This window comes from Acinetobacter sp. FDAARGOS_558 (assembly GCF_003937785.1).
GTDB classification, from domain to species: domain Bacteria; phylum Pseudomonadota; class Gammaproteobacteria; order Pseudomonadales; family Moraxellaceae; genus Acinetobacter; species Acinetobacter baumannii.
This window is the reverse complement of record NZ_RKJH01000001.1, coordinates 628,416-654,446: the sequence shown is the minus strand read 5'-3', so window position 1 is coordinate 654,446 and position 26,031 is coordinate 628,416. Positions and strand designations below refer to the sequence as shown.

Sequence of the window (26,031 nt, the reverse complement as noted above, 5' to 3'; positions counted from 1 at the left end):
GAGAACTTATATGAATATTGTACAAGACAAAAATATGCTTCCTGATGATCAATGGATTGACGTTTGTGCCCTCGATGATTTAACCCCAAACACGGGTGCAGGAGCGCTAGTGGGCGGTCAAACGGTTGCAATCTTCCGTGTGGGGCATGAAAAACGTGTTTATGTACTGAGCAATAAAGATCCGTTTAGCCAAGCGAATGTGATGAGCCGCGGGATTATTGGTGATTTACAAGGCGAACGCGTCGTTGCATCACCAATTTATAAACAACATTTCAGTTTAGCTACGGGCCGTTGTTTAGAAGATAAAGACCAAAAATTGGCGGTTTATCCGAGCAAAATTGTTGATGGTCGTGTTTGGGTCAATGCGGTGCCGCAAAAAACTTATATTACCAATACAGGTGTATCACAAGACAAACTTAGACTGGTGCTGATCGGGAATGGTTTGGCAGGGATGCGTTGTCTGGAAGATTTGCTTGATATGGCCCCAGACCGTTATGAAGTTACGGTGATTGGTGAAGAACCATGGGGTAACTATAACCGTATTATGTTGTCTCCGGTTTTATCGGGTGAGAAAACCATTGAAGACATTATGTTGCATCCACCGAAGTGGTACGACGATAAAGGCATTAAATTTATTGCTGGTGATAAAGCCGTAAAAATTGATCGTCCGCGTAAAGTGGTTTACACCGAAAAAGGCCAGACAGTTGATTATGACCGTTTGATTCTGGCAACAGGCTCGGCACCATTTATTCCACCAGTTCAAGGTGTTGACCTAAAAGGGGTGTTAACTTTCCGCGATATTTATGATGTTAACACCATGATTGAATACTGTGGTTCAAAAACTAATGCAGTCGTGATTGGCGGCGGTTTGCTGGGTTTAGAAGCTGCCTATGGTTTAAAGCAACGTGGTATGAACGTCACGGTATTGCATTTAATGGACCGTATTATGGAACGCCAACTTGATGGGCGTGCGAGTCAATTACTTCGTCATAGTATTGAGCAAAAAGGCATTCAAATCATTACCGAAGCCAATACCGAAGCGTTAATCGGTGATGAAAATGGTCATGTCAAACAAATCCGTTTGAAAGATGGCACAGTGTTAGATGCTGACCTTGTGGTGTTTGCTGTAGGTATCCGTCCGAATATTGCTTTGGCGCAAAGTGCTGGTCTACGTTGCAATCGAGGGGTGTTGGTGAATGACACCATGCAAACATTTGACCCAAGTATTTATGCGGTGGGTGAGTGTATCGAACATCGTGGACAGACCTTTGGTTTAGTTGAGCCACTATGGGGGCAAGCTTTTATTTGCGCGACCCATTTAGCAGAGCACGGCAGCTTAACTTTTAAAGCACCGACCGTACCGACTCAGTTAAAAGTCAGTGGTGTCGATGTATTCTCGGCGGGCAATTTTGAACCGAAAGATGATTATGAAGACATTATCCTGAACGATGAAAAACGCCAGATTTATAAACGCATTATCATTCAAAACGATCGGGTAATCGGTGCAGTACTGTTCGGTGATACTGAAGATGGCATGTGGTATGCAGAGTTAATTGCAGATCAAACTCCTGTTTCTTCATTTAGAAATAAGCTGCTATTTGGTCGAGATTTTGCATTAAAAAATGCAGGCTAAATAGGGAAAGGAGCAGTTATGAATAGTATTCCAAGCGTTGAAATCGATAGCTCCGACCATGTTGCAAAAACAACTAAAACAACATGTCCATATTGCGGTGTAGGTTGTGGTGTTAGTGTAAACGTTCAACAAAAACCTCAAGGACCTGTGGTGCAAGTTGAGGGGGATGCTGAGCATCCTTCCAACTTTGGGCGCTTATGCATTAAAGGTAGCCGACTTGCGGATACTTTGGGGTTAGAAACACGTCTACTTCAACCGATGTTTGGTCGTAAGCCACTTCGGACTGTAACCACATGGGATGCAGCAATCAATAAAATTGCCGATAAATTCCAGTCTTGTATCGATCAATATGGTCGTGACAGCATTGCATTTTATGTTTCAGGTCAGCTTTTGACTGAAGACTATTATGTGGTGAACAAGTTTGTAAAAGGCTATTTGGGCACTGCAAATATCGATACCAACTCACGCCTTTGCATGTCATCTGCAGTGGCAGGTCACAAACGTAGTTTCGGTGAAGATATTGTGCCTGCAAGTTATGAAGATTTTGAACATGCAGATATGGTGGTTTTGGTTGGTTCCAATACCGCATGGTGCCATCCTGTGCTGTATCAGCGGATTATGCAGGCTAAAAGCCACAATCCAGATATGTTTGTTGTGGTGATTGACCCACGTTTTACCAGTACTTGTGAGCAAGCGGATTTACATTTACCGATTTTACCGGGCCAAGATGTCGCATTGTTTAACGGACTATTCCAATATCTATATCAAAATGGTCATGCCGATCAGGCTTTTGTGGATGCCTATACTGAAGGTTTGCAAGAGGTTTTGGCAAGTAGTCAGCAAGAAACGGATATTGCCTATGTTGCCAAACGCATTGGTATTTCTTTAGACAAATTACAGCAGTTCTTTGAGAAATTTGCGCAGACTGAAAAGGTAATCACGCTATTTTCAATGGGTGTGAATCAATCAAGTCAGGGCGTTAATAAAGCCAACAGTATTATTAATTGCCATTTACTAACAGGCAAAATTGGTAAGCTCGGCGCTGCACCATTTTCAATGACAGGCCAGCCCAATGCTATGGGGGGCCGAGAAGTGGGTGGCTTAGCTAATATGTTGGCTGCCCATATGGATTTAGATAATCCCTTGCACCAAAAAGTAGTGCAAACCTTTTGGGACAGCCCATTTATTGCAACTCAAGCTGGCTTAAAAGCTGTTGATTTGTTCCGTGCTGTTGAAGCTGGGAAAATTAAAGCCATCTGGATTATGGCAACCAATCCGGTGGTAAGTTTACCAGATGCCGATCAGGTGAAACGTGCTTTAGAGAAATGTGAGTTGGTCGTTGTGTCAGATATCTGTGCCGATACCGATACTACAGCTTACGCCGATATTTTGCTTCCAGCTTTAGGTTGGGGTGAAAAAGATGGAACTGTTACTAACTCTGAGCGTCGTATTTCACGTCAACGTGCTTTTTTACCTGCGCCGGGTGAAGCAAAGGCGGATTGGTGGTCAGTGAGTCAAGTTGCGAAAAAATTAGGCTTTAAAGGTTTTGACTTTAATAGTGCTGTTGATATTTTTAATGAACATGCGGCTTTGTCAGCACAAGATAATGCGGACATTGAAGCACGTGAGCGATCTGATACGTTTCGTTATTTCAACTTAAAAGGTTTAATGAGCCTAAGTACTGCTGAGTACGATGCTCTTCAACCAGTGCAATGGCCAGTATGGGATAAAAAACAAGACGCTAAAGCCGTTCAACAACTGTTTGGCAAGGGCCAGTTTAGTCACAAAAACACCAAGGCAAAATTGATTCCGACTGTTGCAATTAATCCGATACATGCAATTTCAGAAGATTATCCGCTTATTTTGAATACGGGACGTATTCGTGATCAATGGCATACCATGACCCGTACTGGTTTGTCGCCAAATTTAACCAGTCATCGTGCTGAACCATTCTGTGAGATTCATCCAAGTGATGCATTAAAGTTTGGTGTACGTGATCAAGGCTTGGTAGAAGTTCGTTCGAAATGGGGCAGTTGTGTACTACGCGTGACATTCTCATCAGGTGTCCGTCGTGGGCAAATTTTTGCACCGATTCACTGGACTGAACAGGTCGCATCCGACGCCCGTATTGGTAAAGTCGTGAATCCGGAAGTTGATGCAATTTCAGGTGAGCCCGAGTTCAAACATACGCCTGTAACTATTCAGCCGTTCTATACCACTTGGCAAGGCGTGCTCTATATTCGTGAAGGATACGATTCGCATATTCAAGAATCGCTACATCACTGTGCATGGTGGACTAAAGTCAAAATGGTGAAAACCAATCGCTATGAACTTGCAGACCGCAAAACTTTTCATGATACTCAAAAGAATCTGAAAAGCTTTTTGCCATTTGCCGATGAAACCTTTGAATGGTTAAGCATAGAAGATATTTCTTCACAACTGAGCCATAGTATTATTTTGAAAGATGGCATTGTAATTGCAAGTCTATATATTGCACCGCCAGATTTATTACCAGACCGTGACTGGGTAGCAAGTCTGTTTAAACGAGAACGTTTGAGCGCCTTGCACCGTAAAGCTTTACTAGCAGGTATGCCAATGTCGGCTACCAATAATGATGGGCCTTTGGTGTGTAGTTGTTTTAAAGTAGGTAAGAATAAAATTATCGAAGCAATAAAAACACAAAACATTACCCATGAAAAACAGGTCACTGCTTGTTTAAAAGCTGGTGGCAATTGTGGATCATGTTTACCTGAAATCCGTGGCTTAATTAAAGCTTGCCAGCAAGAGGTAGAAGTGTGAATAAGGGATATCCCATAACTGATCTGGTCATTCTGGCGGGTGGACAAGCCCGCCGTATGAATGGTTTAAATAAGCTGTTGCAGCAATTCGATGGCGATACGCAACTTCTTAAGATTCATCAAAAGCTAAAATCTTCGGTATCTGAAATTTGGGTGAATAGTCATCGAGACTATTCAATCTATCAAAGTATTGTGCCCGATATTAAATGTTTTCAAGATGATGCTTCCGGTTTTTTCGGTCCACTTATGGGGATGAAAAGTGCATGGTCTCATGTACGAGCAGATTATGTTTTGTTTATTCCTTGTGATGTGACCTACATACCTACGCAAGTCGTTGCGAAATTACACAGTGCACTTCGCAAAAATAAACAGGCTCAGGCAGCTTACGTTTCAATTAATGGAGATGCTTTATACCCATTTTGTTTGTTAAAACGTGAAAGTCTAGAGGTTTTAGAGCAGCAAATTGATAAGCAACAATTGAGTTTAAAAAATTGCTTTAAACTTTTACACGCACAAGTAGCCATTTTTCAAAAGCAGAACTTATTTTTCCATAGCATTAATTCTTTAGATGAACTTCAACAATACAAACAAATTAAAGCATTTAAAGAGATTTTTTCGACAAATTAGAACTTCAATCATATCGATTTAAAATTTACATTGATAATCTGAAATCATTTTTTAAATTTTGAGTTATTGACTGTTTAGAATTTAAGTTCTATTTTGGAACTTGTTATTTTCGTTCTAGCCAGATGTATAAAAATAAACGGAGCCAGAAAAATGATGGATGCAGCTCAGCAAAGTAAAACAGATGTGACCGCATGTATTTTATGTTCAAGAAACTGCGGTTTGAGCGTAGAAATTAAAGATAACCAGTTTGTCAAAATTAAAGGCAATCCTGAACACCCATTTTCTCAAGGTTACATTTGTCAAAAAGCTGCCAGATTACAGCATTACCAGCAACACGCAGACCGTTTGACCGCACCTTTAAAACGCCAACCAGATGGTTCATTTAAAGAAATTGGTTGGGATGTGGCGATACGAGAAATTGCCGATCAATTGGTTCAGATTAGAGATAAATTTGGCGGCACTGCTTTTGCTTCGGTTGGGGGCGGTGGACAGGGTAACCACCTCGGTGCAGCTTATGGCCGACAACTTTTATTGGCTATGAAAAGTTATTATGCATATAACTCACTTGCCCAAGAAAAAACAGGTGATTTCTGGCTCAATGGACGTTTATTCGGTAGTCAGGCTTGCCATACTACAGAAGATGTTGAACATGCAGATTACGTACTTTTTATTGGAACGAACCCGTTTCAGGCACATGGTATTCCCAACGCACGAGACACGCTAAAACATATTAAGAAAGATCCGAACCGAACCATGGTGGTGTTCGACCCGCGTGTTACTGAAACGGCAAAACAAGCAGACATTCACGTGCAGCTAAAACCGGGAACAGATGCTTTTTTAATGTCGGCCATGATTGCAATCATTATTAAAGAAAAGCTTTATGATGCAGCGTTTATTGAGCAGCATACACATGGGTTTGAAGAAGTAAAAGCTGCATTTAATCATGTCCCGATTGAAGACTATATTGCTAAAGCTGATGTACCTGTCGATTTGATTTATCAGGTTGTTCGAGATTTTTCAAATGTAAAAAGAGGCTGTGTACGTATCGATTTAGGTATTCAACATACTTTGAATACAACATTAAATGGTTATTTAGAAAAGCTTTTATACTTGCTGACAGGGAACTTTGGAAAACAGGGTACCAATAATTTGCATACCATGTTTATTCCAATTTTGACCGATACGGATGAAAGAAAACCAAAATATCGACGTAGCGTTTACCATAAAATGTTCCCGATTTCTGGGTTTTTCCCGCCTAATATTTTACCCGATGAAATCCTAAAAGCAGGGGAAAAGCGAATTCGTGCTGTGTTTGTAGATAGTTGTAATCCACTATTAACTTACCCTGATACACCAGCTTTTGAGGAAGCCTTTAAAGCATTAGATTTATTGGTTGTGGTTGATGTTGCCATGACAGAAACCGCGAGACTCGCCGACTATATTTTGCCTGCTCATACTCAGTTTGAAAAATGGGAGTTTACCGGTTTTAACTTGGAATTTCCTAAGAATGGTTTTCACCTGCGTCATCCCGTATTGGCTGCTCAAGCAAACACTTTACCGGAAGCCGAAATTTATACTCGATTACTGGAAGCTATGAATGCTATTCCGAAGAATTTTCCAATTCTAGAAAAAATAGCTACGGTCGACTCGAGAAAAACAGCCTATTTACCCTACTTGTCGGCGCTAGGACTTACCTTGGCACGCCATAAAAAATATATCCCTTTTGCTGCCTCTATCATTTATCGAACTCTTGGCAAACGACTTGGCAATTCTGCAGATTCAGTTGCTTTTTTATTGCCGCTATCTATTCAATATGCTGTTTTACATACCAAAGCAGTACGCCGTGCAGGTTATAAAGGTAATCCGTTAACACAAGGGGTCAAACTATTTGAGCAGATATTAAAGCAACGTTCAGGTATGGTTTTATCGCAACATAAATATGACGAAGTCTGGAAATTGGTAGCTTATAAAGATAAAAAAATACGTCTTGCAATTCCCGAGATGTTAAGTGAACTCGCAAGATTGAAAAGCCATAACGTTAATGTTGAAGAGTTTCCTTTCATCCTTTTGTCAGGTGAACGCCGTAGTTACAATGCCAACCAGATTTACCGTGACCCTGCTTGGCGAAAAGTAGATGCAGAAGGTGCACTGCGTATTCATCCTGAAGATGCAAGACACTTAAATGTAGATGCAGGAGGGCAGCTTAAATGTATCTCAGCGCATGGAGAAATTCAGGTAGCTATTGAGTTGGATGATGGGATGAGAAGAGGTGTTGTATCACTTCCACATGGCTATGGTATGCGATTTCAAAATGGTGAACCAATTGGGCCACAATTAAACTTACTTATTTCTGCTGAACATTGTGATCCATTGTCGAAAACGCCGTACCATAAATATGTACCCATCCGTTTAGAAAAGTGTTAGAAATAGAATCAAGTAAAACATAGATTTTACCGCGCTATCTCGAGATTTATTTTTTAAATTGTTCTTGAGAAGGTACGGTTAAAAACCTATAAAAAGTTAAATATTATGGAAGATAAGTAGAGCTGGAACAAATTTTGCATAAAAAACAAAGCACTATTTAGGCGCAATTTTTTGTATTTGATTGTTCATAATCGGTGCTCGCAATATTTGAACTGTTCTCGATATGAGTGCAAATGATGAAACAATATCACTCTGAAACTGCGCCAAGCCTTCTGCAAGATCAATATGGACGCATCAAGCGTAAGTTACGAATTTCTGTAACTGATCGCTGTAATTTTAAGTGTGTATATTGCATGCCTGAGCATCCAGAATGGTTAAATAAACAAGATTTGCTTAGTTTTGAAGCGCTCTTCCAATTTTGTCATTTTATGGTGCAGCAAGGTATCGAAAGTATTCGCATTACGGGTGGTGAACCATTAATGCGTCAAGGTATTGTTCATTTCATTCGAGATCTACAGTCTTTAAAAAGTTTAGGTTTAAAACGTATATCGATGACTACCAATGGTCATTACCTTGCTAAACATGCCAAGCAGCTAAAAGATGCTGGATTAGATGATTTAAACATTAGTTTAGATAGCTTAGATCCTGTTCAGTTTAAAGAGTTGACCAAGAAAAAATTGGAGCCTGTTTTAGAGGGGATACAAGCTGCAAAAGAAGTAGGATTACCTTTTAAAATTAACTGCGTGTTAATGAAAGATAGAAATGATGATCAAATTTTACCTATGGTGAAATGGTCAATTGCTCATCATATTCCTTTGCGTTTTATCGAGTTTATGCCGCTTGATGGTGATGCACTTTGGTCAAATAAAGATGTGGTAAGTGAGGCTGAAATTTTACAGGTATTGCAACCGTATTATTCGGTACAAGTCATCGAGCAGCAACATGAGCCAGCGCGTCAATATCTAATTAACGGTAGCTATCATTTAGGAATTATTTCCACAATTACGCATTCATTTTGCCACCAATGTGACCGTATACGGCTTACCGCAAAAGGCGAACTATATAACTGTTTATTTGCGCCGCAAGGCTTAAATATTAAGCCTCAGCTTCAAACGCTGGTAAGCAAACAACATACTCCAGAATATGGTGTGTATATCCAAAAATTAAAGAATCTGGTTCATCCTTATATCTGGCATAAAGCCAAAGGTTTCCATGCCTTACAACATCAACAAACCCGTAAAATCAGCATGCATATGCTTGGGGGATAAATGCAACAATCTATCCAAATTAAAGTCGAAGCATTTGGTGCAATTGAAAAATTGCTTCCTGAAAATCTTTTGCTAGTTTGTCCTAGCCATAGTCTGGTTAAAGATGTATTAGATGAAATTGTTTTATTGCATCCGGAATCTACAAAAGCCATGGAAAAATGTGCATGTGCGATTGGTGATAATGTTATAACCAGACAAACTGTCTTAAGTGAGCCATGCACTTTGGTTTTATTATCACCCGTTGCCGGAGGATGAGTCATGAAAGAGTTCGCAAGAATACAAGAGCAGGCTTTAAGCTTGGATACTTTTGATCCGATTCAATCTTTTCCGGAATGTGGCGGTATCGATATTTTTATGGGTACGGTTCGTAATCATCACGAAGGTAAAGCGGTAAAGGCGCTGAAATATACATCGTATAAACCGCTTGCAGAAAAAATGATACGTGAAATTGAACTGGAAATTGAGAAAAAGTATCAGGTATCTTACGTGCGAGTGGTTCATCGTATTGGCTATCTGGATGTCGGTGAAACAGCCATTATTGCGATTGCGTATGCAGCCCATCGCCGTGAAGCTTTTCAGGCATGTGAGGAAGCGGTCGAACGGGTAAAGCATGAAGTACCTGTCTTTAAAGAAGAGTTCTTTACAGATGGTACAAGTCACTATGTAGAAGGCTGCTGTATTCGTAAGGATGCACCGCACGACCACAAACACCATCATCATGCCGGCCATGAGCACTCACACTGAAATATGTAATACTAGGATAAATAATGAAAAACGTAGGAATGAAGCCGGAAAGTTATCGTGTTGCTGAAGCACAAGCGATTTTATATGCACCACCGCACTGTATTGAACTATTAAGACAAGGAAACACGGAAAAAGGTGATGCATTAAAAACAGCACGTGTTGCAGGAATTTTGGCAGCAAAACGAACTGATGAGCTGATTCCACTATGTCATCCGCTACCGATTTATCGGGCAGATGTAGAATATGAATTGGAACATGACTTTGTAAAAATTATTGCTGTCGTTGAGACCATTGGGCCAACTGGCGTAGAAATGGAAGCTTTAACGGCGGCAAGCCTTGCAGGTTTAACCATTTACGACATGTTAAAGCCCCATTGTGAACCAGAAGAACTCTGGATGGATCAATGTAAACTACTTAAGAAAAAAGGCGGAAAATCCCATTTTAAACGGGTATTGCGTCAGCCTGTTTCGGCTGCGGTTATTGTATTGTCAGATACCGTAGCAGCGGGTAGAAAGCCGGATACGGCCGGAAAATCTGTAGTTGAAACTTTAACTGAAGCTGGATTTGATCCGATCCATTACCAAATTTTGCCTGATGAAGCAGATGATCTCAAAGAATTGGTCCTAGAACTCACCAAATCGTATGCTTGTATTATGACCGTGGGTGGGACAGGAATTGGTAAGCGTGACATTACAGTTGATACGCTAGAGCCTCTTTTAGAACGTAAATTAGATGGCTTAATGGAAGCTGCTCGCTCATTTGGACAAAAACGCACGCCATACGCTGCTATGTCACGCGGAGTAGCCGGGTTTATTGACCGTTCGTTAGTAGTGACGTTACCGGGAAGCCGTGGTGGAGCAAGCGAATCAATGGCCGCTATTTTACCCGCATTAGTCCATATTTTTGATGTTTGCCGTGATTTACCACATCCAGGAGGCTATGAATAATGTCAGGTTGTGGTGCTGAGCGTGGATTAATCAGTATAGATGAAGCGCTAGATTTAGTTATTAATAAGCCTAAAAACTTAAGCTCTATTCAAAAGACTCTAATAAATAGCCTAAGTAGTTATCTTGCCAAAGATATTTACTCTGAAATTAATTTACCAAGTTTTTCTCAAAGTGCGGTAGACGGTTATGCACTTTGTAGCCATGCAGAAGATTTAAATAATCAAAAGTTCCAAGTCACAGGTGAGATTCGTGCCGGAAGCGAGAGTCATGACATACTTGGTGAAGGTCAGGCGATTCGTATATTTACGGGCGGCAAAATTCCTGAAGGGACAACGCATGTAGCACGGCAAGAAATCGTATCGGTTATTTCGGCTCAAGAAATTTGTTTAACGGAGCATATACGCCCTCAAGCTGATATCCGTTTTACTGGTGAAGAAATCCAGCAAGGGCAGTTACTTGCTCAAGTAGGACAGTTTCTAAATATTGGAAGCTTGGCTGCTTTAAGTATGGCAGGTGTACAAGAACTTACTGTTTATCGTAGACCAAAAGTTGCAGTTTTAGTCACAGGTGATGAAGTTGCTCAAACGGCAAAAGATTTAATCGATGGAAAAGTCTTTGATGCAAATGGTCCATTACTAAAAGCTTGGTTTGAAGATTATGGTTTAGATGTTGAACTCATTCATGTGGCAGATGAAGCAGATCAGGTCACCCATTACTTTAACCGACTAAAAGACAGCTATGATGTTGTTATAACGACTGGCGGAGTTTCGGTAGGAGACTACGACTTTGTTCGGCCCTGTGCTTTCGAAGTTGGATTTGAACAAATCTTTTGGAAAGTTAAACAAAAACCGGGTAAACCTTTATTCTTTGCCGAATACCATAATTCACAAACCCGCCATTCCTGTTATTTGTTAGGCTTACCGGGCAATCCGGCTGCGGTATATGTCGCAATGCAAGTTTACGGTAAATCTTTATTGGATGCCTTGCAGGGCAATAGACAGGGACCAGAATGGTTTACCGCAATTTTAGAGCATGATTTAAAAGAAGATGCACGTGAGCGTTTTTTACGAATGTATGCTTATTTTGATGCAGGGCAACTTAAAGTAAAAAGTTTGGCTAAGCAGCAGTCCCATATGCTGAGTAACCTTATGCAAGCCAATAGTTTAGTCCGTATTCCTGCAAGTACAAAACTAGCATCAGGAACGGTGCTAAAGGGGATCTTTATTTCAAATTAACTTATAAATAAGCTGTATATAATTAATCCATACTGATGGATTAATTATATTTTATAACTATTTTTAGTGACTGTTATTTTAAAAAATAAGCTTTATAAATATACTAAAAACTTATTTCTAAGCTGAATATTGCATATAACATATTAAGTGGTTTAGGGTATAAATAATAAGGCAAGTAGGCCAGTTTTATATTGAGGAAAGCATAAAGATGAAATGGGATGACATCGGTGATCAGCCTTGTTCTGTTGCCCGTATGCTATCAGTGATTGGTGATCGATGGACGATGCTAATATTACGTAATGCTTTTATGGGAATTCGTCGTTTTGATGACTTTCAAAAATCATTAGGTGTCACTCGTCATGTCCTTTCTGATCGCTTAAAACGGTTGGTTGAATACGAAATTTTAGTGAAAGCGCCTTATTTTGACCGTCAGGAACGCTTTGAATATCGTCTCACAGATAAAGGCTTTGAGCTTTATCCAATTATCTTATCTATGGCGAACTGGGCAGATAAATGGATGGACCAAGGTTTAGGTAAACCTTTGGAATATCGACACAAAGCATGTGGACATAAGTTTGAACCTGTTATGGTGTGTTCAGTATGTCGTGAACCATTACATGCAAAACAAGTTCAGGTTTCGGCTGGGCCGGGCTATTTTGCTTATATGGAACAAAAGCAAAAACAGGCTTAAACTCGGTTCTCTAACGACTCTTGTAGAAGCGCTTCTGCAAGAGTCTTATAAATATAATCATGATTTGATTGTGTAATATTAAAACGGATAAATTGACCTGCCGATTGTGCTTGGCTAAAGGCATTACCCGGGGCGAGAATCACTTGCCGATTCAGGCAAAACTGAGCAATCTTCGCTGCATCTACACCTTCCGGTAGACGACACCACACAAAAATTCCAGCCTTGGGCTCAATCCATGGTTCTATCCCAATCGATTTAAGCTTCGCGATTGTTTCTTGCATGGCTTGAGCTAAACGAACTTTTAATAAATCTAGATGCTTACGATATGAACCATCGGTTAAAGCTGTGTGTAAAATCTTGGCTGAGAGTCCATTGTGAGAAAAACTGGTGGCTATTTTTAAATCGGTAATTTGATCAATCCATTCTGGTTTCGCAACAATATAGCCGCAGCGAATAGAAGCAGAGAGCGTTTTAGAAAAACTTCCAATAAAAATCACGCGTGAAAGGTTGTCTAGGGCTGCAAGTCGTGGAGCGGGAGTATATTCAAAATCTGAGAAGATATCGTCTTCAATCACAATTAAATTAGACTGATCAATCAACTTTAATAATTGATGAGCTGTCGAGAGTGAGAGTGTTGCACCAGTTGGGTTGTGTATTCCGGAATTTGTAATATAAAGCCGAGGGTTATAGCTCTCGATAGCTTCTTTAAATGCCTCTAAGTCCGGGCCATTTGGAGTGTAGGGAATACCAACAACTTTAACTTGATGAACTTTAAGTAGAGCATGAAAGTTAAAGTAGCAAGGGTCATCAATTAGAACTACATCATCTGGTTTAAGTAAAAAACGACAAACCAGATCAATAGCTTGAGTGCCTGAATCGGTTAGAAGAACTTGATTAAGGTTTGCCTCTATACCTTTACTTTGTGCCCGTCTAGCCAGTAGATCTCTTAATGCGGGCAGCCCCAACGGTGAAGAATAACCCAATAAACTATCGTCTTCGCTACGTGTGGCTGACCTTAATGCTTTGCGGATACTTTCAAGTGGCATCCAATCATTTGGTAACCAACCACAACCGGGTTTAAACGCATTAGGTTCTGCTTCTAAAGACTGACGTGAAATCCATAACGGATCTATAGAGCGATCTAATTTGGGTCCTAATTCACTTAAGGCTAAAGGTGCAAGGGGTGCTACTACATAAAAGCCGGAACCACTACGTGATTCAATTTTACCTAGGGCAATTAATCGCTCATAAGCTTCGACAATAGTAGAAACAGAAAAACCTAAATCTTTGGCTAATTTACGTACAGAGGGAAGTCGAGTTCCTGGAGTTAAAGAACGATTCTTAATTTGTTGTTCAATCTGAGAAATAACAAACTCGATTTTTGTTTTGGTCTGGTTCACACTAATTATCTCTAACTGTACTGTTTGTTTATACATAACAGTTTTTTAAAATTGTACTGCTTTGTATCTGGTTTTGACACCATATCACAGCTTAAATTCTTCGTATAGTTGCGGAGAATAATATGCAAAAGTTTATGAACGGTTGGGTGAATGGTTTTATTGGGGTTGCAATTTTTGCTGGTTCATTACCGGCTACCCGTGTTGCGGTAACAGGTTTTGAGCCGGGTTTTCTAACAGCAGCAAGAGCTGTCATTGCAGGAGTTTTGGGTTTAATTCTTATCTTTTTGCTTAAGGAAAAAAAGCCTGCTAAACAAGATTGGTGGCCACTCGCTATTGTGGCTTTAGGCGTTGTAGTTGGTTTTCCCTTATTTACTGCGCTTGCTCTACAGTATATGAACGCAGCCCACTCGATTGTCTTTGTTAGCCTTCTACCGCTCGCTACTGCCATATTTGCAGTAGTGAGAGGTGGAGAAAAACCAAATTTATTTTTTTGGATATTTGCAATTTTAGGCAGTTTGGTTGTTTTTACCTATATGTTTTTCTTATCGGGTGAAGCTTCTTTTGGCATCGGCGATTTATACATGCTTATTGCAATTATTTTGTGTGGATTTGGCTATGCAGAAGGCGGAGTACTTTCGAAAAAAATAGGTGGATGGCAGGTGATTTGTTGGGCGCTTATTTTAGCTTTGCCGATTATGCTGCTTGCTACTCTTTTTTATATGCCCGTTTCCTTTCAAGATGTATCTACATCAGCGGTAGCAGGGCTGGTTTACGTATCTTTATTTAGTATGCTCATCGGGTTCTTTTTTTGGTACAAAGGACTTGCACAAGGCGGTATTGCTGCAATTAGCCAGCTACAGCTTTTACAGCCTTTAATGGGACTTGCGATTGCCGCACTTTTATTACATGAACACGTCAGTTGGTCGATGTTAATGGTAACGGCAGTAACAATTTTATGTGTCGCTGCCGCTAAAAAATTCGCATAAAAACTTATAAACAATTTGCCGGTTTAGGAATACCTGCCAAGCGACTGAGATGGCGAGCAACTAAACCGGTATTAAATTTTTGCTGTAAAACAGCATTATTAATGTCTGGACTGACGGTTTTCATTAAAAACTTAATCAAAGGACGTGTTGCAGGAGAATGCCCAAATTGCTGATAAAATTGGCGAACCGCAGCTAAAACTTCAAAATGCCAATCTGTTAATTCAAGATCGAGAGATTTGGCGAGTTCCTGTGCTACTTCGGGATTCCAAATCGTATAGTCGACTAAATGACCATCTTGATCTAATTCTAAATTCATAAAAATGAGCCTAACTATATTATTTCAAAGAAATGCATCGATTAAATTGTAAAACCAGATCCGCAAACTGGTCATAGTTCAATACCTTAACGTGAGCCAAGGTTTCTGCATCAATTAAATCTTTTTCATGAGACAAACAAGAAACTGAGCCAAACTGCTGACAAATATTTACCGAAAGTTGAGCAGTTGAGTCACCCATAAAAACAATTTGATCATCTTTATGAAATAGCTTTGCAAGTTCTTCAATAATGCGAGGAGTATGGTGATAAGAAGCTTGCACAAGATAAAGAGTTGATTGCGTCATTAAAATTACACCTTTATCTACCAATATAAGACATGATCGAAAGACTGGATAAGTTCAATATCTAACTGAACAAATTCTAGTTCCTGCTCGCTGTTTTGAACAAATGGATGCTGTTTGTTTTTTGCTTCAATAAGGATTGGACTTAAGTCATAAAACTCAAAGCTATCCACCATGTTTGAAGCAATTTTAAAAGCATGCTGCAATTGGTCGAAGTTACCTTCATTTTGTAAAAGACTAAGAGCCGCATCTTTTAATAATACTTTGACTGGTGAGCCAAAGGTTGCTAAAACCATAGTAGCGGCGAGGCTTTCATTGACTTGTAGGCTGGTTAAATTGGCTTGGGTCAAAATAACGAGTACAGTTTTCACACAATATACCTTTTAAAAGCAACAATCTAAGTTAACAAAGTAACTTAAAATTGAAGAAGACGAGAGGCTGACTGTACTGCATCAGCAAGTTCACCTAGACCAACTAACTCAAAGTTGTTCGCTAGGTTGTGATGACTAAGTTGATGGCGACTCGCATTTTCTGCATCGGTAATCCCGCGTGCAAGAGCAGCGCTAACGCAAACAGGAAGTCTGATCGCGAGCTTTTGCCATTCATGCGTTAAATTACGCTGGTCGTCAGGAACCCACTGAAAATCATTCGCAACTTGAACGCCATCTTGGTAAAAGAATACACGAAAGTCTTCATTTTTACTTTTGAGTGCCTGAGCTAGGCCCAGCGCATGCCAAGCATGGATCGAAGTAGGAGCAGAGGTTATTAGTAGTAATGTACTCATTGAGAATTCACTATGGTCATACGTCTAAATGGGCGTAGATACATTAAGAGAAAGGTAAGTATACAATGATTTTAGTGACAGGTGGTTTAGGCTTTATCGGTTCACATATTGCATTGAGTCTCATGGCTCAAGGCCAAGAAGTGGTTCTTGTCGATAATTTGGCTAACTCGACCTTGCAAACGCTTGAGCGGTTAGAATACATCTCTGGTATGTACGTTCCGTTTGTTAAACTTGATGTACGTAACACGCCTGCATTGAACAAAGTATTTGAACAGTACTCAATTGATGCAGTCATTCATACGGCTGGTTTTAAATCTATTGAAGAGTCTAATTTAAAACCGCTTGAATATTATAATGATAATGTCAGTTGTATCATGAGCCTATTGCGTGCAATGCAACGTACAGGCGTCCGTCATTTTATTCATTTATCTAGTTTGGCAGTCTATGGAAAATCTGGTTCACAGTTAAGTGAAACAGATGATTTCAACTATGCTTATCCTAACCCTTATATTAAGTCGCAACAGATGATTGAAGAAATCATCCGTGATACTTACAAAATTGATCATGAATGGAAAATTGCAATTTTACGTCTATCAAATATTGTAGGTGCTTTTGAGCATGGCGTATTAGGCGAGTATGTAGCACAGCTCCCTAAAAATATTGTACCGCTTGCCATGCAAGTTGCAGCGATGCAACGTGATTTAATTGAATTACAAGATCAGGTGACTACCGAGGACCATACCGTAGAACGTAGCTTTTTACATGTATTAGATGTATGTGAGGCAGTAAGCTCAACTTTACATTGGTTACGTGATCAAAGCCATTGCTGTGAAGCTTTTAATATTGCTCATGAGCAAGTGCATTCGATTCGTCAATTATTAGATGAAATTTCACAGGTTACCCAAGCCGAAATTCCGACACAATCTGCGATTTATAAGCATGAAGAGTTAGCACAGATTGGTGCAAATATAGGAAAAGCAAAAACTTTATTACAATGGGCACCTAAGCGAACTTTAAAACAAATGATTGAAGATGAATGGAGATTTTATCAAAATACATTAAATGGAAGATAAGATAATGATTCTTATTTACAATAATGGAATGCTTGAGTACGATACTAAAATTAACTAGCCAAAGCATAAATTGCTTCAGCCCGTGAGTTCTTTAACCAGATAACCGAGGTTTCTATGCAAACACGAATTGAACATGACACAATGGGTGAGATTGAAGTTCCGAATGAAGCGCTGTGGGGTGCACAAACCCAACGTAGCTTACAGAACTTTAAAATCGGGCAGGAGCGTTTACCCCGTGCCATGATTCGAGCGATGGGCTTGGTAAAAAAAGCAGCGGCAATAACCAATGCAGAGTTAGGCCAGTTACCACAAGATTTGAGCCAATATATTGTGGGGGCAGCTGAGGAAGTGATTGCAGGGAAATGGGACTCTCAGTTTCCACTCGTGGTTTGGCAAACAGGTTCAGGTACGCAAAGTAACATGAACTGTAATGAAGTGATTGCAAATATTGCAAATCAAAAGCTAGGCCAAGCGCTCGGAGCACAAAAGCCGGTACATCCGAACGATCATGTTAACCGTGCACAATCTACTAATGACTCATTCCCAACGGCTATTCATGTTGCGGCAAGTTTGCAAATTAATGAATTACTGATCCCTGCTGTAGAACAGCTTAAAGCGACTTTGCAAAAAAAGTCGGACGAATTCCAAGATATTGTTAAAATTGGCCGTACCCATTTACAAGATGCGACGCCACTGACACTTGGTCAAGAGTTTAGCGGTTATGTTTCTCAGCTCGAGCATGGTTTAGTACGTTTACAACAAGCTTTAAGTGGTCTGTATGAGTTGCCATTAGGTGGCACAGCGGTAGGAACTGGATTAAATGCTCATCCTGATTATGCTGTTAAGGCGGCAGCTCAGCTTGCAGCTTTAACGGGTTTGCCATTTGTTACGGCTCCTAATAAATTTGAAGCACTTGCAGGACGTGATGCTGCTGTTTTTGCATCAGGTGCATTAAAAACACTAGCGGTAAGCTTAAACAAGATTGCCAATGATATTCGTTGGTTAGCAAGTGGTCCACGTTGCGGCTTCGGCGAAATCCGTATTCCTGAAAATGAACCTGGTTCAAGTATCATGCCAGGTAAAGTGAACCCGACTCAAAGTGAAGCCATGACCATGGTTGTTGCTCAAGTGCTTGGCAACGATACCACTATTAATGTCGCTGGTGCTTCCGGTAACTTCGAGTTAAACGTATTTATGCCAGTGATTGCTTATAACTTACTGCAATCTATTCAGTTGCTTGGTGATGCATGTAATAGTTTCAATGATCACTGTGCAGTAGGAATTGAGCCAAATCGTGAGAAAATTGATCACTTCTTGCATAATTCTCTTATGTTAGTTACGGCATTAAATCCGGTTATTGGTTATGAAAACTCTGCAAAAGTGGCGAAAACTGCTTATAAAGAGAATAAAACTTTAAAGCAAGTTGCTGTAGAGCTAGGACTTGTTACAGCAGAGCAATTTGATGAAGTGGTTAAACCTGAAAAAATGGTTTCGCCAAATAGTAAATAAGCGATTTAACAATAGCCATCAGCAGTATATTTTGTAGCGATTTTACAAACTCTTAACTACTGATGGCTATTATGCTTAAGATGTTAAAGTTAGGGCCACTCATTTACCCTAAGTTATTTATTAAAAATAAGAGCTATACCAATAGATCTTCTATATATTCCCAGCCATTAGCTTTCATCTCTTCAAACTTTCTTTTTAATTCTTCTTTTGTATATTCATGTGAGTCTTTAGCTAAAAGAATATGATAAGAATTAGATGCTGGATCTATAGTGACCTCATTAATTTCTACTGGCTGAATCACACCATTTTCGGTCAAACCAAGATCAGTAAAGCACATTCCTTTTACCGGAATAACACTGCATTCATACTCTTTAGAAATAAAATAATTATTTGAATAAGTTGAATAGGTACGTGAAGCGCGAATCTTCATTGCTATCTCCTTTATTCGTAGAGAAGATTTGAGTAGTGTGGCGCGTTTTAAAAGCTAAAACTGTTTACTTTTTATTGTTTGTTTACTATGAATCTTTGTTATTTAAAATATTTTTAACAATCTATATCAAAATTAACTGTAGAAGCCTCCTTTTTAAAAGAAGGCTTCAATATAGATAAGCTTATCTTGAGATTTTGTAAACTTTATTTTTATATTCATCACGAGAAATGACACCTTTATCATATTGTTGTTTTAATGATCTATATTGTTGATAACGAAGATCTCTTTGAATGCCCATATTGTCATGATTTCTAATGTAATAGAGACTTCGTTCATGATCACTCATATTTACAGTATGGTCAGGAGAGTGGGAATAAGTGTTTTGTGGTTGCTCTTCTTGGTAGTGTTTTGCAATCTCAAAAAAATCTACGTTTTGTTTGTTTGAATCAGAGCGGAAAGGATTGTGTTGTGATTCGTTAATTTTATGATCTGAACTATTATTTACCTCAAGCATACTTTTATGACGTTTTGACTCTTGTCCATAAAATTCATATTTGGTTGGGGAGAGAGTTGTTTCAGAAAATACAAAAGGAGAAAAAGTAGCAGTACTTAAAACTAATAAAATTAATTGTAATCTATTCATTTCTTTGGAAGCCCAGATGAAAGTGAGTAAATCACTGTATTATAACACTAAATTTAACAGTAAGCTAAAAAATAATATATTTAAAATATACATATTTTTAATTTTCAAAGTCATATAAGGTTTATTTTGCAAGTTTCTAGGTTGTAATTATTCCTTATTAAGCTCTATCAAACCAACTTGGTGTTGAATAAGCTGCCATAATTGTTAAAATGCCCACCTTATCCTGTTTTTATATTATTTTTTAATTGCTTTTGTTCTTGCAGTTTTTAAATTAATTATGAAAAACAGCTGTTTAGTTAAGGATTTTTTGAATGCTCTCTATTTATTTAACAGATACTCAACAACATGTGCAATTTAATGATTACCCAAGTGATCAGCCTGTTAAATTTCTGTTAAATCTTAAAAAGATTTTTCCAAGTACTGGTGATTTATTATTACCTGTTTTACCTGAAGATAATGATCTGGAAAATGTAACTTGGGAATCAACCTCAAAAGACTTTGAAATCTTCAAAAAGTTATTGGCAGGTTGGGGTGTGATTGAGCTTCGTTTAAATGCCATTACTGCTTATAAAGATAAAAACTTTGCAAATGAGCTAATTAAACAAGCTCAAGCGAAACGTAAAAAAGTAGCACAAAAAAATCATCAACTTTCTTTAGTTGCATTGGATTATATTTTTATGCACGAAATTCATGCACTCATTGATGCTGAACTGTTCACAATAGGCGAGAAATTTTATTTGCCAACCTTGCGGGAGCAATGGAAAGGTACCGTTTCGGACCAAGTGCTTAATGGAAAGCTCTAATGAATATCAAAAGGTGAATTATTATAATTCACCTTTTTTATAATTAAATCAAAAGTTTGTGTGTTTTTTTTGGTGGGTTGTACAAAAGTTTACAAGAAAAGAATGCGTTTTTTTAAAAGTGGCAGATACATTGCTTATATAAATACAAAATTATTGCGGGAGAGAGGTTCTTAAGAACCCGCCGAAGGAGCAACAGGCCCGGAAACTCTCAGGCAAAAGGACTGTAATAATTAAAAAATCTGGAGAGCAGCTTAAGATTTATAAGCATGGAAAATAAAAACTTATAAGTCATAAACTCACCGAAGGGGAAGATCGAAATACTAAAAGGTAGTATTTAGGTCGAAACTCTCAGGTACAAATGACAGATGGGCTGTACTGATGAAATGTTTTTGCATTTCAGAGGAGTCTGTTATGCCACATGTTATTGTGATTGGTGCAGGAATCACAGGGGTTACTTCAGCCTATGAATTATCTCAATTAGGTTACCAAGTCACAGTGATTGATCGCCATCTTTATCCAGCCATGGAAACATCATTTGCAAATGGAGGGCAATTATCTGCTTGTAATGCAGAAGTCTGGAACCAGAAAGCGACCGTTATAAAAGGTTTTAAATGGATGAGGCAAAAAGATGCTCCTTTATTATTGAATCCTTCCTTTAGCCTACATAAATATAGTTGGTTGGTTGAGTTTTTGTCTCATATTAAAAATTATGAAGCCAATACAATAGAAACCGTTCGCTTGGCATTGCTTGCGCGTAAGCGCTTGTTTGACGTAGCTGAAAAAGAGCAGCTTCAATTTGATCTGGAGAAACGCGGTATTCTTCATATGTATCATACTAAGGATGATTATGACATCGCCAAGCGAGTTAATGATGTCCTAAATAAAGGGACTTTAGAACGTTACTCGGTTTCACCTGAGGAAATGAAATCAATCGAACCTTCTTTAACGGGTGAGTACTTTGGTGGCTATTACACACCAAGCGATGCAACCGGTGATATCCATAAATATTCAACCTCTTTAGCTGAAAAGACTAAACAATATGGCGTTCAGTACAAATTCGGTTTGGAAGTTACTGATATTAAGTGTCATGCAGATAAAGTGGTGCTGAATTGTCAGCCAAGTGCTGAGCATCCGCATCTTTCCCAAACAGACAGCTTTCAATTAGAAGGTGATGTTTTGGTAGTGTGTGGTGGTGTAGGAAGTTATCAGTTAGCTGATATGATTGGTGAACGTGTAAATGTTTATCCGGTCAAAGGTTATTCAATTACCGTCCAATTAAAAGATGAAAAAAGTATAAAAAATGCACCGTGGGTGAGTTTGTTGGATGAGAGCGCTAAAATTGTAACGTCTCGTTTAGGACCAGATCGTTTACGTGTAGCAGGTACGGCCGAGTTTAATGGTTATAATCGAGATATTCGAGCCGACCGTATTCAACCTTTGGTAAATTGGGTAAACCGCAATTTTGACATTTCAACTGAGCATGTTGTGCCTTGGGCGGGTTTAAGGCCAATGATGCCTAATATGTTGCCAGTTGTGAAACAGTCTAAACAGTCTCGAGTTTTCTATAATACGGGACATGGTCATCTAGGCTGGACTTTGTCAGCAGCTACAGCTGTTTTGGTGAGTCAAGACATTCAACAAAAGTATCCCGCATAAAAAGAAAAGCCAGTGTCTATGCACTGGCTTTTTTATTTTATATTCACTAGTCGTACAGGCGATAAATTCCTGTGAAGCGCTCACAACCTTTTTGCTGGGTTTTTACGATGAGCAGTGCTTTCTGAAAGTCAAATTTATATTTACAGTTATGTTCATTATCTAAAATTTCACTTTTCTGTTCAGGAGAGCTGTAAGCCATAAGTGAAACCGTTTGGGTTTCTTTTCGGTTATTCGGATTACGGTAAGCTAAACCTTCAATTTTGATTTTATCTTTAGCAAGTTGATGTATTTGTAAATGAACGGGCTGAGATGCAATATGTCCATTTTCAAATTTAAGATAATGCTGAGTCAGGGTTTGTTTAAGTGAAGCATAAAAATTTAAATCATCACCACGTACATCAAACTGTTGTTGAATACATGAATTGGTTTTGCATTGTTGTGTTTGTCTAAGCCACAATGTTTGAGTATCTTGTAGAAGCTGCAGGGGGGCATCTGTGACCAAGTATGCAGAAAGATATTTATTGTTGAGCTGCTTTCGTGCTTCGCTAAAGGTTTTTGAACAGATTTTTAGCTCTGCTTTTGAGTTGGAGCAGTCGATAGACTCTGCAAAAACAAGCGATGAGCATAAACAACTCAATGTCACGACAAAACTTAATCTTTTCAATTGATTCATATCAGTATTCGACGGCATGATCGCTTATACTTTCAGTCTACTTTGCTAAGTGTACTATAGCGAAACACGACGGTTGAATACAAGATTTCTTAAGCTTTTATAATAGAAGGGAAGAGTTTATATGGTTGCTCAAATTCGTATTGGACAAGGAATGGATGTGCATGCCTTTGAAGAGGGTAACTTCGTAACCTTAGCAGGCGTTCAAATTCCGCATACGCATGGTTTGAAGGCACATTCTGATGGCGATGTCGTGCTACATGCATTATGTGATGCATTACTAGGTGCTCTAGCACTTGGTGATATTGGTCAGCATTTTCCGGATACAGATCCAGAATTTAAAGGAGCGGATAGCCGTGTTCTACTTAAACATGTTTATCAATTAATATTAGACCGAGGTTATCATTTAAATAATGCTGATATTACGGTAGCTTGTGAGCGTCCTAAATTGGCCAAATACAATTTGGAAATGCGTCAAAGCATTGCAGATGTTTTAAATGTAGATTTAAATCAAATTAGTATCAAAGCGACCACAACCGAAAAACTTGGATTTACTGGTCGCCAAGAAGGAATTTTAGCAACAGCGACGGTGTTAATATCTCATTAAACTAAATCATTGGTTTGTTGCAAAGACTGTTGAAGTTCTAAGGTAGCCTTACGGCCTTGAAGCTGTAAGGTAATACTATGAATGAGTCCTGTCCATGTTTCATTTGGCTCCCAAATCTCATGAAGCAAATCCTGACAGGTTGGCATATCCATATTCATATAAAATTGTCTGTAGACATACATAAGACAACTTACGCGTTTATTTTTGGCACAATGTATCCAAACAATTTCATTCTGCACTAAATGATCAATCAAATCTAAAACTAATAAGCATTGGTCAGAGGAGGGTGTTTCCCAGTCAATTGGAATATGAATATAATTTAAACCATATTCAAGACAGACCTGATCTTCATTTTTAATACTATCTGGTGAATTCGATAAAGCTAAATTTATAACAGTGCTACAACCATACTCTTTAATGAACTTAAGTTGTTCGATAGAAGGTTGCGCTGAACTAAATAAATGTTCATGAATGATCGAAAATGCAGGGATTTCAGATAATGATTGTTCAAGGGTTGTCATAATCGCACTCTACACGAGTAGGCTTGGCTTATTGTGTAGAATGTTATACACGATTATGTGTGACAGTTGAAATATAGGCTGTTTATATATTGGGCAACATCATAAAAATTTTTAAAATAATAAATGGGGGGAATAGGGATCTTATAAAAATAAAAAAAAACAGCACCTTAACGATGCTGTTTTTTGAATTAGAAATTAAGCTTTTTTCAAATTTTCGTTGAGTAAAAATTCCATTAAAGCTTTTTGTGCATGCAGACGGTTTTCTGCTTCGTCCCATACTACGGCATTTTTATGGTCGAGCATGGTTTCAGAAATTTCTTCACCACGATGAGCAGGTAAGCAGTGCATGAATAAACAGTCTGGGTGTGCAAGTCCCATTAATTTCTCGTTAACCTGAAAATCAGCAAAGGCTTTTTCACGAAGTTTCTGTTCTTCTTCTTGTCCCATGCTTGCCCATACATCTGTAACGATAAGATCAGCATTTACAGCCGCATCTTCCGCATTATCAAAAAGTTCAACACAATGCCCAAACTCTGCTAAAAACTCAGGTTTAGGTTCATAACCTTTTGGTGATGCAATCTTGAGTTTGAAACCCATCATGTGTGCAGCTTCAATATATGAATTACACATATTATTGCCATCACCAATCCAAGCTACGGTTTTGCCTTCAATACTGCCGCGATGTTCAATATAAGTTTGTAAATCTGCAAGTAACTGACAAGGATGGTGATCATCAGTTAAGCCATTGATAACGGGAACTTTTGAATAAGATGCAAAACGTTCAACGATATCGTGACCAAAAGTACGAATCATTACGATATCAAGCATGCTTGAAATAACACGGGCTGAATCTTCAATCGGTTCACCACGGCCTAATTGCGTATCACGTGGTGATAAGAAAATGGCACTACCACCAAATTGATTAATACCAGCTTCAAAAGAAATACGAGTGCGTGTGCTCGATTTTTCAAAAATCATTCCCAATACTTTACCAACAAAAGGTTGATATACCTTATTGCTTTGCTGCATTTTCTTAAGTTCGCTTGCGCGTTCCAAAATGCGATTAAGTTCTAGAGTGGATAGATCACGTAAAGTCAGGAAATGTCTTAGAGCCATGTAGCTACTCCATAATAATTGTTTTGAATTACAACAATTATCTGTTGTTGGCTGGGTGGAAGTGGGAAAAAAGAAGTCTACTATACTATAAGCATTTCAAAATGCAAAAGAATTAGACTTTATGATGGCCCTTTAAGAAAATATCAACACAATAGTTAATATAATCAATGACTTCCGTTTCATTAGGTGGGAGAGGCATTCCCATAATCATTCGCCATTCAATATCACGTAAAATTCCAAAATACATAAGAGAGGAATGATCAGGAGATGTACAGGTAATTTCACCTGATTGATGAGATATGAGTAAGGCTTGAGCAATTGTATTTTGGACATCCAGAGCACATTTTTCATATAAGTATTGGCTTAAAGTCGCATTACATTGAGTTTGTTCAATAACCAAACGTAAAAAGGCAATGTGTTCAGGTTGAATAATGTGCTTATAAAAACGGATGAGAGTTTGGATTAAATAATCTTTTAAAGAAGTTTGCTCTGGTTGAAATGCAATACAGATATCTTTAAAAAACATTTCACGGCGATAATCGCAGATTGCAGTAAATAAGCCATCTTTATTACCAAAGTATTTATAAATAGAGGTTTTTGAACCACCAGCATGATTAACGATGTCGTCAAGAGAGACAGCATCATATCCTTTTTCCAAAAACAGCTCGGTTGCGCTTAGCAATAGAGCTAAACGACGTTCTATACCGCGGCGTGTTTGGAGTTTCTCACATACGAGATGATGTGACTCAAGGACTGGATCATGCATAAAATTTAATAACGACGGCTAACACTGCTTATCTAGTATAGCAAATCTATCTTTAACGATGGTCATTGGTATGTTTTTAGGTC

General features: G+C 38.7%; 27 protein-coding genes and 1 riboswitch. Of the genes, 16 read left to right on the top strand and 11 right to left on the bottom strand.

From position 1 onward, the window contains the following. The first annotated feature begins 10 nt into the window (after positions 1–10). The 10 genes from nirD (at position 11) to EGT34_RS03130 (ending at position 12,367) form a co-directional block, all read left to right on the top strand. Positions 11–1,633, top strand: coding sequence for a nitrite reductase small subunit NirD (gene nirD / locus EGT34_RS03175; protein WP_001028504.1), 1,623 nt, complete (start codon positions 11–13; stop codon positions 1,631–1,633). An 18-nt stretch (positions 1,634–1,651) separates the two neighbouring features. Then, on the top strand, positions 1,652–4,432 hold the full coding sequence (locus EGT34_RS03170; RefSeq protein ID WP_001084805.1) for a molybdopterin-dependent oxidoreductase: 2,781 nt from the start codon (positions 1,652–1,654) through the stop codon (positions 4,430–4,432). Then, on the top strand, positions 4,429–5,058 hold the full coding sequence (mobA, locus tag EGT34_RS03165) for a molybdenum cofactor guanylyltransferase (protein ID WP_001032654.1): 630 nt from the start codon (positions 4,429–4,431) through the stop codon (positions 5,056–5,058). The genes EGT34_RS03170 and mobA overlap by 4 nt, the downstream gene beginning before the upstream one ends. A 150-nt stretch (positions 5,059–5,208) precedes the next feature. After that, positions 5,209–7,482 (top strand): molybdopterin-dependent oxidoreductase, encoded by a 2,274-nt coding sequence (locus tag EGT34_RS03160; protein ID WP_000968544.1) that lies wholly within the window; start codon positions 5,209–5,211, stop codon positions 7,480–7,482. 227 nt (positions 7,483–7,709) lie between these two features. After that, entirely contained in the window at positions 7,710–8,750 is a 1,041-nt protein-coding gene (gene moaA / locus EGT34_RS03155; RefSeq protein ID WP_087737198.1) for a GTP 3',8-cyclase MoaA, read from the top strand. Next, positions 8,751–9,005, top strand: coding sequence for a MoaD/ThiS family protein (locus tag EGT34_RS03150; RefSeq protein WP_001187658.1), 255 nt, complete (start codon positions 8,751–8,753; stop codon positions 9,003–9,005). A 3-nt stretch (positions 9,006–9,008) separates the two neighbouring features. Next, positions 9,009–9,494: a molybdenum cofactor biosynthesis protein MoaE gene (locus EGT34_RS03145; protein WP_000657200.1), complete on the top strand. Its 486-nt coding sequence runs from the start codon at positions 9,009–9,011 to the stop codon at positions 9,492–9,494. Positions 9,495–9,517: 23 nt separating this feature from the next. After that, positions 9,518–10,441, top strand: a complete 924-nt coding sequence (gene moaCB, locus EGT34_RS03140; protein WP_000799981.1) for a bifunctional molybdenum cofactor biosynthesis protein MoaC/MoaB — start codon at positions 9,518–9,520, stop codon at positions 10,439–10,441. Further along, positions 10,441–11,676, top strand: a complete 1,236-nt coding sequence (locus EGT34_RS03135; RefSeq protein ID WP_000012054.1) for a molybdopterin molybdotransferase MoeA — start codon at positions 10,441–10,443, stop codon at positions 11,674–11,676. The genes moaCB and EGT34_RS03135 overlap by 1 nt, the downstream gene beginning before the upstream one ends. A gap of 208 nt (positions 11,677–11,884) precedes the next feature. Continuing rightward, positions 11,885–12,367 (top strand): winged helix-turn-helix transcriptional regulator, encoded by a 483-nt coding sequence (locus EGT34_RS03130; protein ID WP_000870671.1) that lies wholly within the window; start codon positions 11,885–11,887, stop codon positions 12,365–12,367. Here EGT34_RS03130 and EGT34_RS03125 read toward each other — a convergent pair. After that, positions 12,364–13,767 (bottom strand): PLP-dependent aminotransferase family protein, encoded by a 1,404-nt coding sequence (locus EGT34_RS03125; RefSeq protein ID WP_002080461.1) that lies wholly within the window; start codon positions 13,765–13,767, stop codon positions 12,364–12,366. The genes EGT34_RS03130 and EGT34_RS03125 overlap by 4 nt on opposite strands. A 122-nt stretch (positions 13,768–13,889) precedes the next feature. On the opposite strand from EGT34_RS03125, the gene EGT34_RS03120 reads away from it, so the two are divergent. Beyond that, the gene (locus tag EGT34_RS03120; protein WP_001168995.1) at positions 13,890–14,753 is read left to right on the top strand and encodes a DMT family transporter; all 864 of its coding nucleotides are present in this window, start codon (positions 13,890–13,892) and stop codon (positions 14,751–14,753) included. Between the two features lie 4 nt (positions 14,754–14,757). Here EGT34_RS03120 and EGT34_RS03115 read toward each other — a convergent pair whose 3' ends face one another. From EGT34_RS03115 to tusD, 4 genes are read right to left on the bottom strand one after another with little or no spacing between them, the layout of a single operon-like run. Further along, a complete protein-coding gene (locus EGT34_RS03115) occupies positions 14,758–15,069 on the bottom strand; it encodes a TusE/DsrC/DsvC family sulfur relay protein (protein WP_001047539.1) in 312 nt (103 codons plus the stop codon). Positions 15,070–15,088: 19 nt separating this feature from the next. Then, positions 15,089–15,373, bottom strand: a complete 285-nt coding sequence (locus tag EGT34_RS03110) for a hypothetical protein (RefSeq protein ID WP_000194628.1) — start codon at positions 15,371–15,373, stop codon at positions 15,089–15,091. 17 nt (positions 15,374–15,390) lie between these two features. Next, positions 15,391–15,741 carry a hypothetical protein gene (locus tag EGT34_RS03105; RefSeq protein ID WP_000859772.1) on the bottom strand — a complete coding sequence of 117 codons (351 nt, stop codon included), beginning with the start codon at positions 15,739–15,741 and terminating at the stop codon, positions 15,391–15,393. Positions 15,742–15,785: 44 nt separating this feature from the next. After that, the gene (gene tusD, locus EGT34_RS03100; protein WP_000105718.1) at positions 15,786–16,154 is read right to left on the bottom strand and encodes a sulfurtransferase complex subunit TusD; all 369 of its coding nucleotides are present in this window, start codon (positions 16,152–16,154) and stop codon (positions 15,786–15,788) included. 65 nt (positions 16,155–16,219) lie between these two features. On the opposite strand from tusD, the gene galE reads away from it, so the two are divergent. Continuing rightward, complete coding sequence (gene galE, locus EGT34_RS03095) at positions 16,220–17,227, top strand: UDP-glucose 4-epimerase GalE (protein WP_000604795.1); 1,008 nt, start codon at positions 16,220–16,222, stop codon at positions 17,225–17,227. Positions 17,228–17,341: 114 nt separating this feature from the next. Continuing rightward, positions 17,342–18,736: a class II fumarate hydratase gene (gene fumC / locus EGT34_RS03090; protein WP_001194768.1), complete on the top strand. Its 1,395-nt coding sequence runs from the start codon at positions 17,342–17,344 to the stop codon at positions 18,734–18,736. Between the two features lie 133 nt (positions 18,737–18,869). Here fumC and EGT34_RS03085 read toward each other — a convergent pair whose 3' ends face one another. After that, on the bottom strand, positions 18,870–19,166 hold the full coding sequence (locus tag EGT34_RS03085; protein ID WP_000701849.1) for a hypothetical protein: 297 nt from the start codon (positions 19,164–19,166) through the stop codon (positions 18,870–18,872). A 181-nt stretch (positions 19,167–19,347) separates the two neighbouring features. Next, positions 19,348–19,809 carry a hypothetical protein gene (locus EGT34_RS03080; protein ID WP_001081042.1) on the bottom strand — a complete coding sequence of 154 codons (462 nt, stop codon included), beginning with the start codon at positions 19,807–19,809 and terminating at the stop codon, positions 19,348–19,350. Between the two features lie 311 nt (positions 19,810–20,120). Between EGT34_RS03080 and EGT34_RS03070 the strand changes: the two genes are divergently transcribed. Both EGT34_RS03070 and EGT34_RS03065 read left to right on the top strand, forming a co-directional pair. Then, a complete protein-coding gene (locus EGT34_RS03070) occupies positions 20,121–20,612 on the top strand; it encodes a hypothetical protein (RefSeq protein ID WP_000949167.1) in 492 nt (163 codons plus the stop codon). A gap of 146 nt (positions 20,613–20,758) precedes the next feature. Beyond that, positions 20,759–20,846, top strand: a riboswitch (glycine riboswitch). Positions 20,847–21,023: 177 nt separating this feature from the next. Then, entirely contained in the window at positions 21,024–22,268 is a 1,245-nt protein-coding gene (locus EGT34_RS03065; protein WP_001120919.1) for a D-amino acid dehydrogenase, read from the top strand. 46 nt (positions 22,269–22,314) lie between these two features. Here the strand turns inward: EGT34_RS03065 and EGT34_RS03060 are convergent, their stop codons facing one another. After that, positions 22,315–22,959 (bottom strand): hypothetical protein, encoded by a 645-nt coding sequence (locus EGT34_RS03060; RefSeq protein WP_001139838.1) that lies wholly within the window; start codon positions 22,957–22,959, stop codon positions 22,315–22,317. Positions 22,960–23,062: 103 nt separating this feature from the next. Here EGT34_RS03060 and ispF point away from each other — a divergent pair, with 103 nt between their 5' ends. Then, complete coding sequence (gene ispF / locus EGT34_RS03055) at positions 23,063–23,545, top strand: 2-C-methyl-D-erythritol 2,4-cyclodiphosphate synthase (RefSeq protein ID WP_000226512.1); 483 nt, start codon at positions 23,063–23,065, stop codon at positions 23,543–23,545. Here the strand turns inward: ispF and EGT34_RS03050 are convergent. The 3 genes from EGT34_RS03050 to adeN all read right to left on the bottom strand — a co-directional run bounded on the left by EGT34_RS03050 (position 23,542) and on the right by adeN (position 25,948). Then, positions 23,542–24,066: a protein tyrosine phosphatase family protein gene (locus tag EGT34_RS03050; RefSeq protein WP_000209120.1), complete on the bottom strand. Its 525-nt coding sequence runs from the start codon at positions 24,064–24,066 to the stop codon at positions 23,542–23,544. The genes ispF and EGT34_RS03050 overlap by 4 nt on opposite strands. Positions 24,067–24,261: 195 nt before the next feature. Continuing rightward, entirely contained in the window at positions 24,262–25,182 is a 921-nt protein-coding gene (argF, locus tag EGT34_RS03045; protein ID WP_001207983.1) for an ornithine carbamoyltransferase, read from the bottom strand. A gap of 112 nt (positions 25,183–25,294) precedes the next feature. Beyond that, entirely contained in the window at positions 25,295–25,948 is a 654-nt protein-coding gene (adeN, locus tag EGT34_RS03040) for a multidrug efflux transcriptional repressor AdeN (protein WP_024437117.1), read from the bottom strand. Positions 25,949–26,031 lie beyond the last annotated feature (83 nt).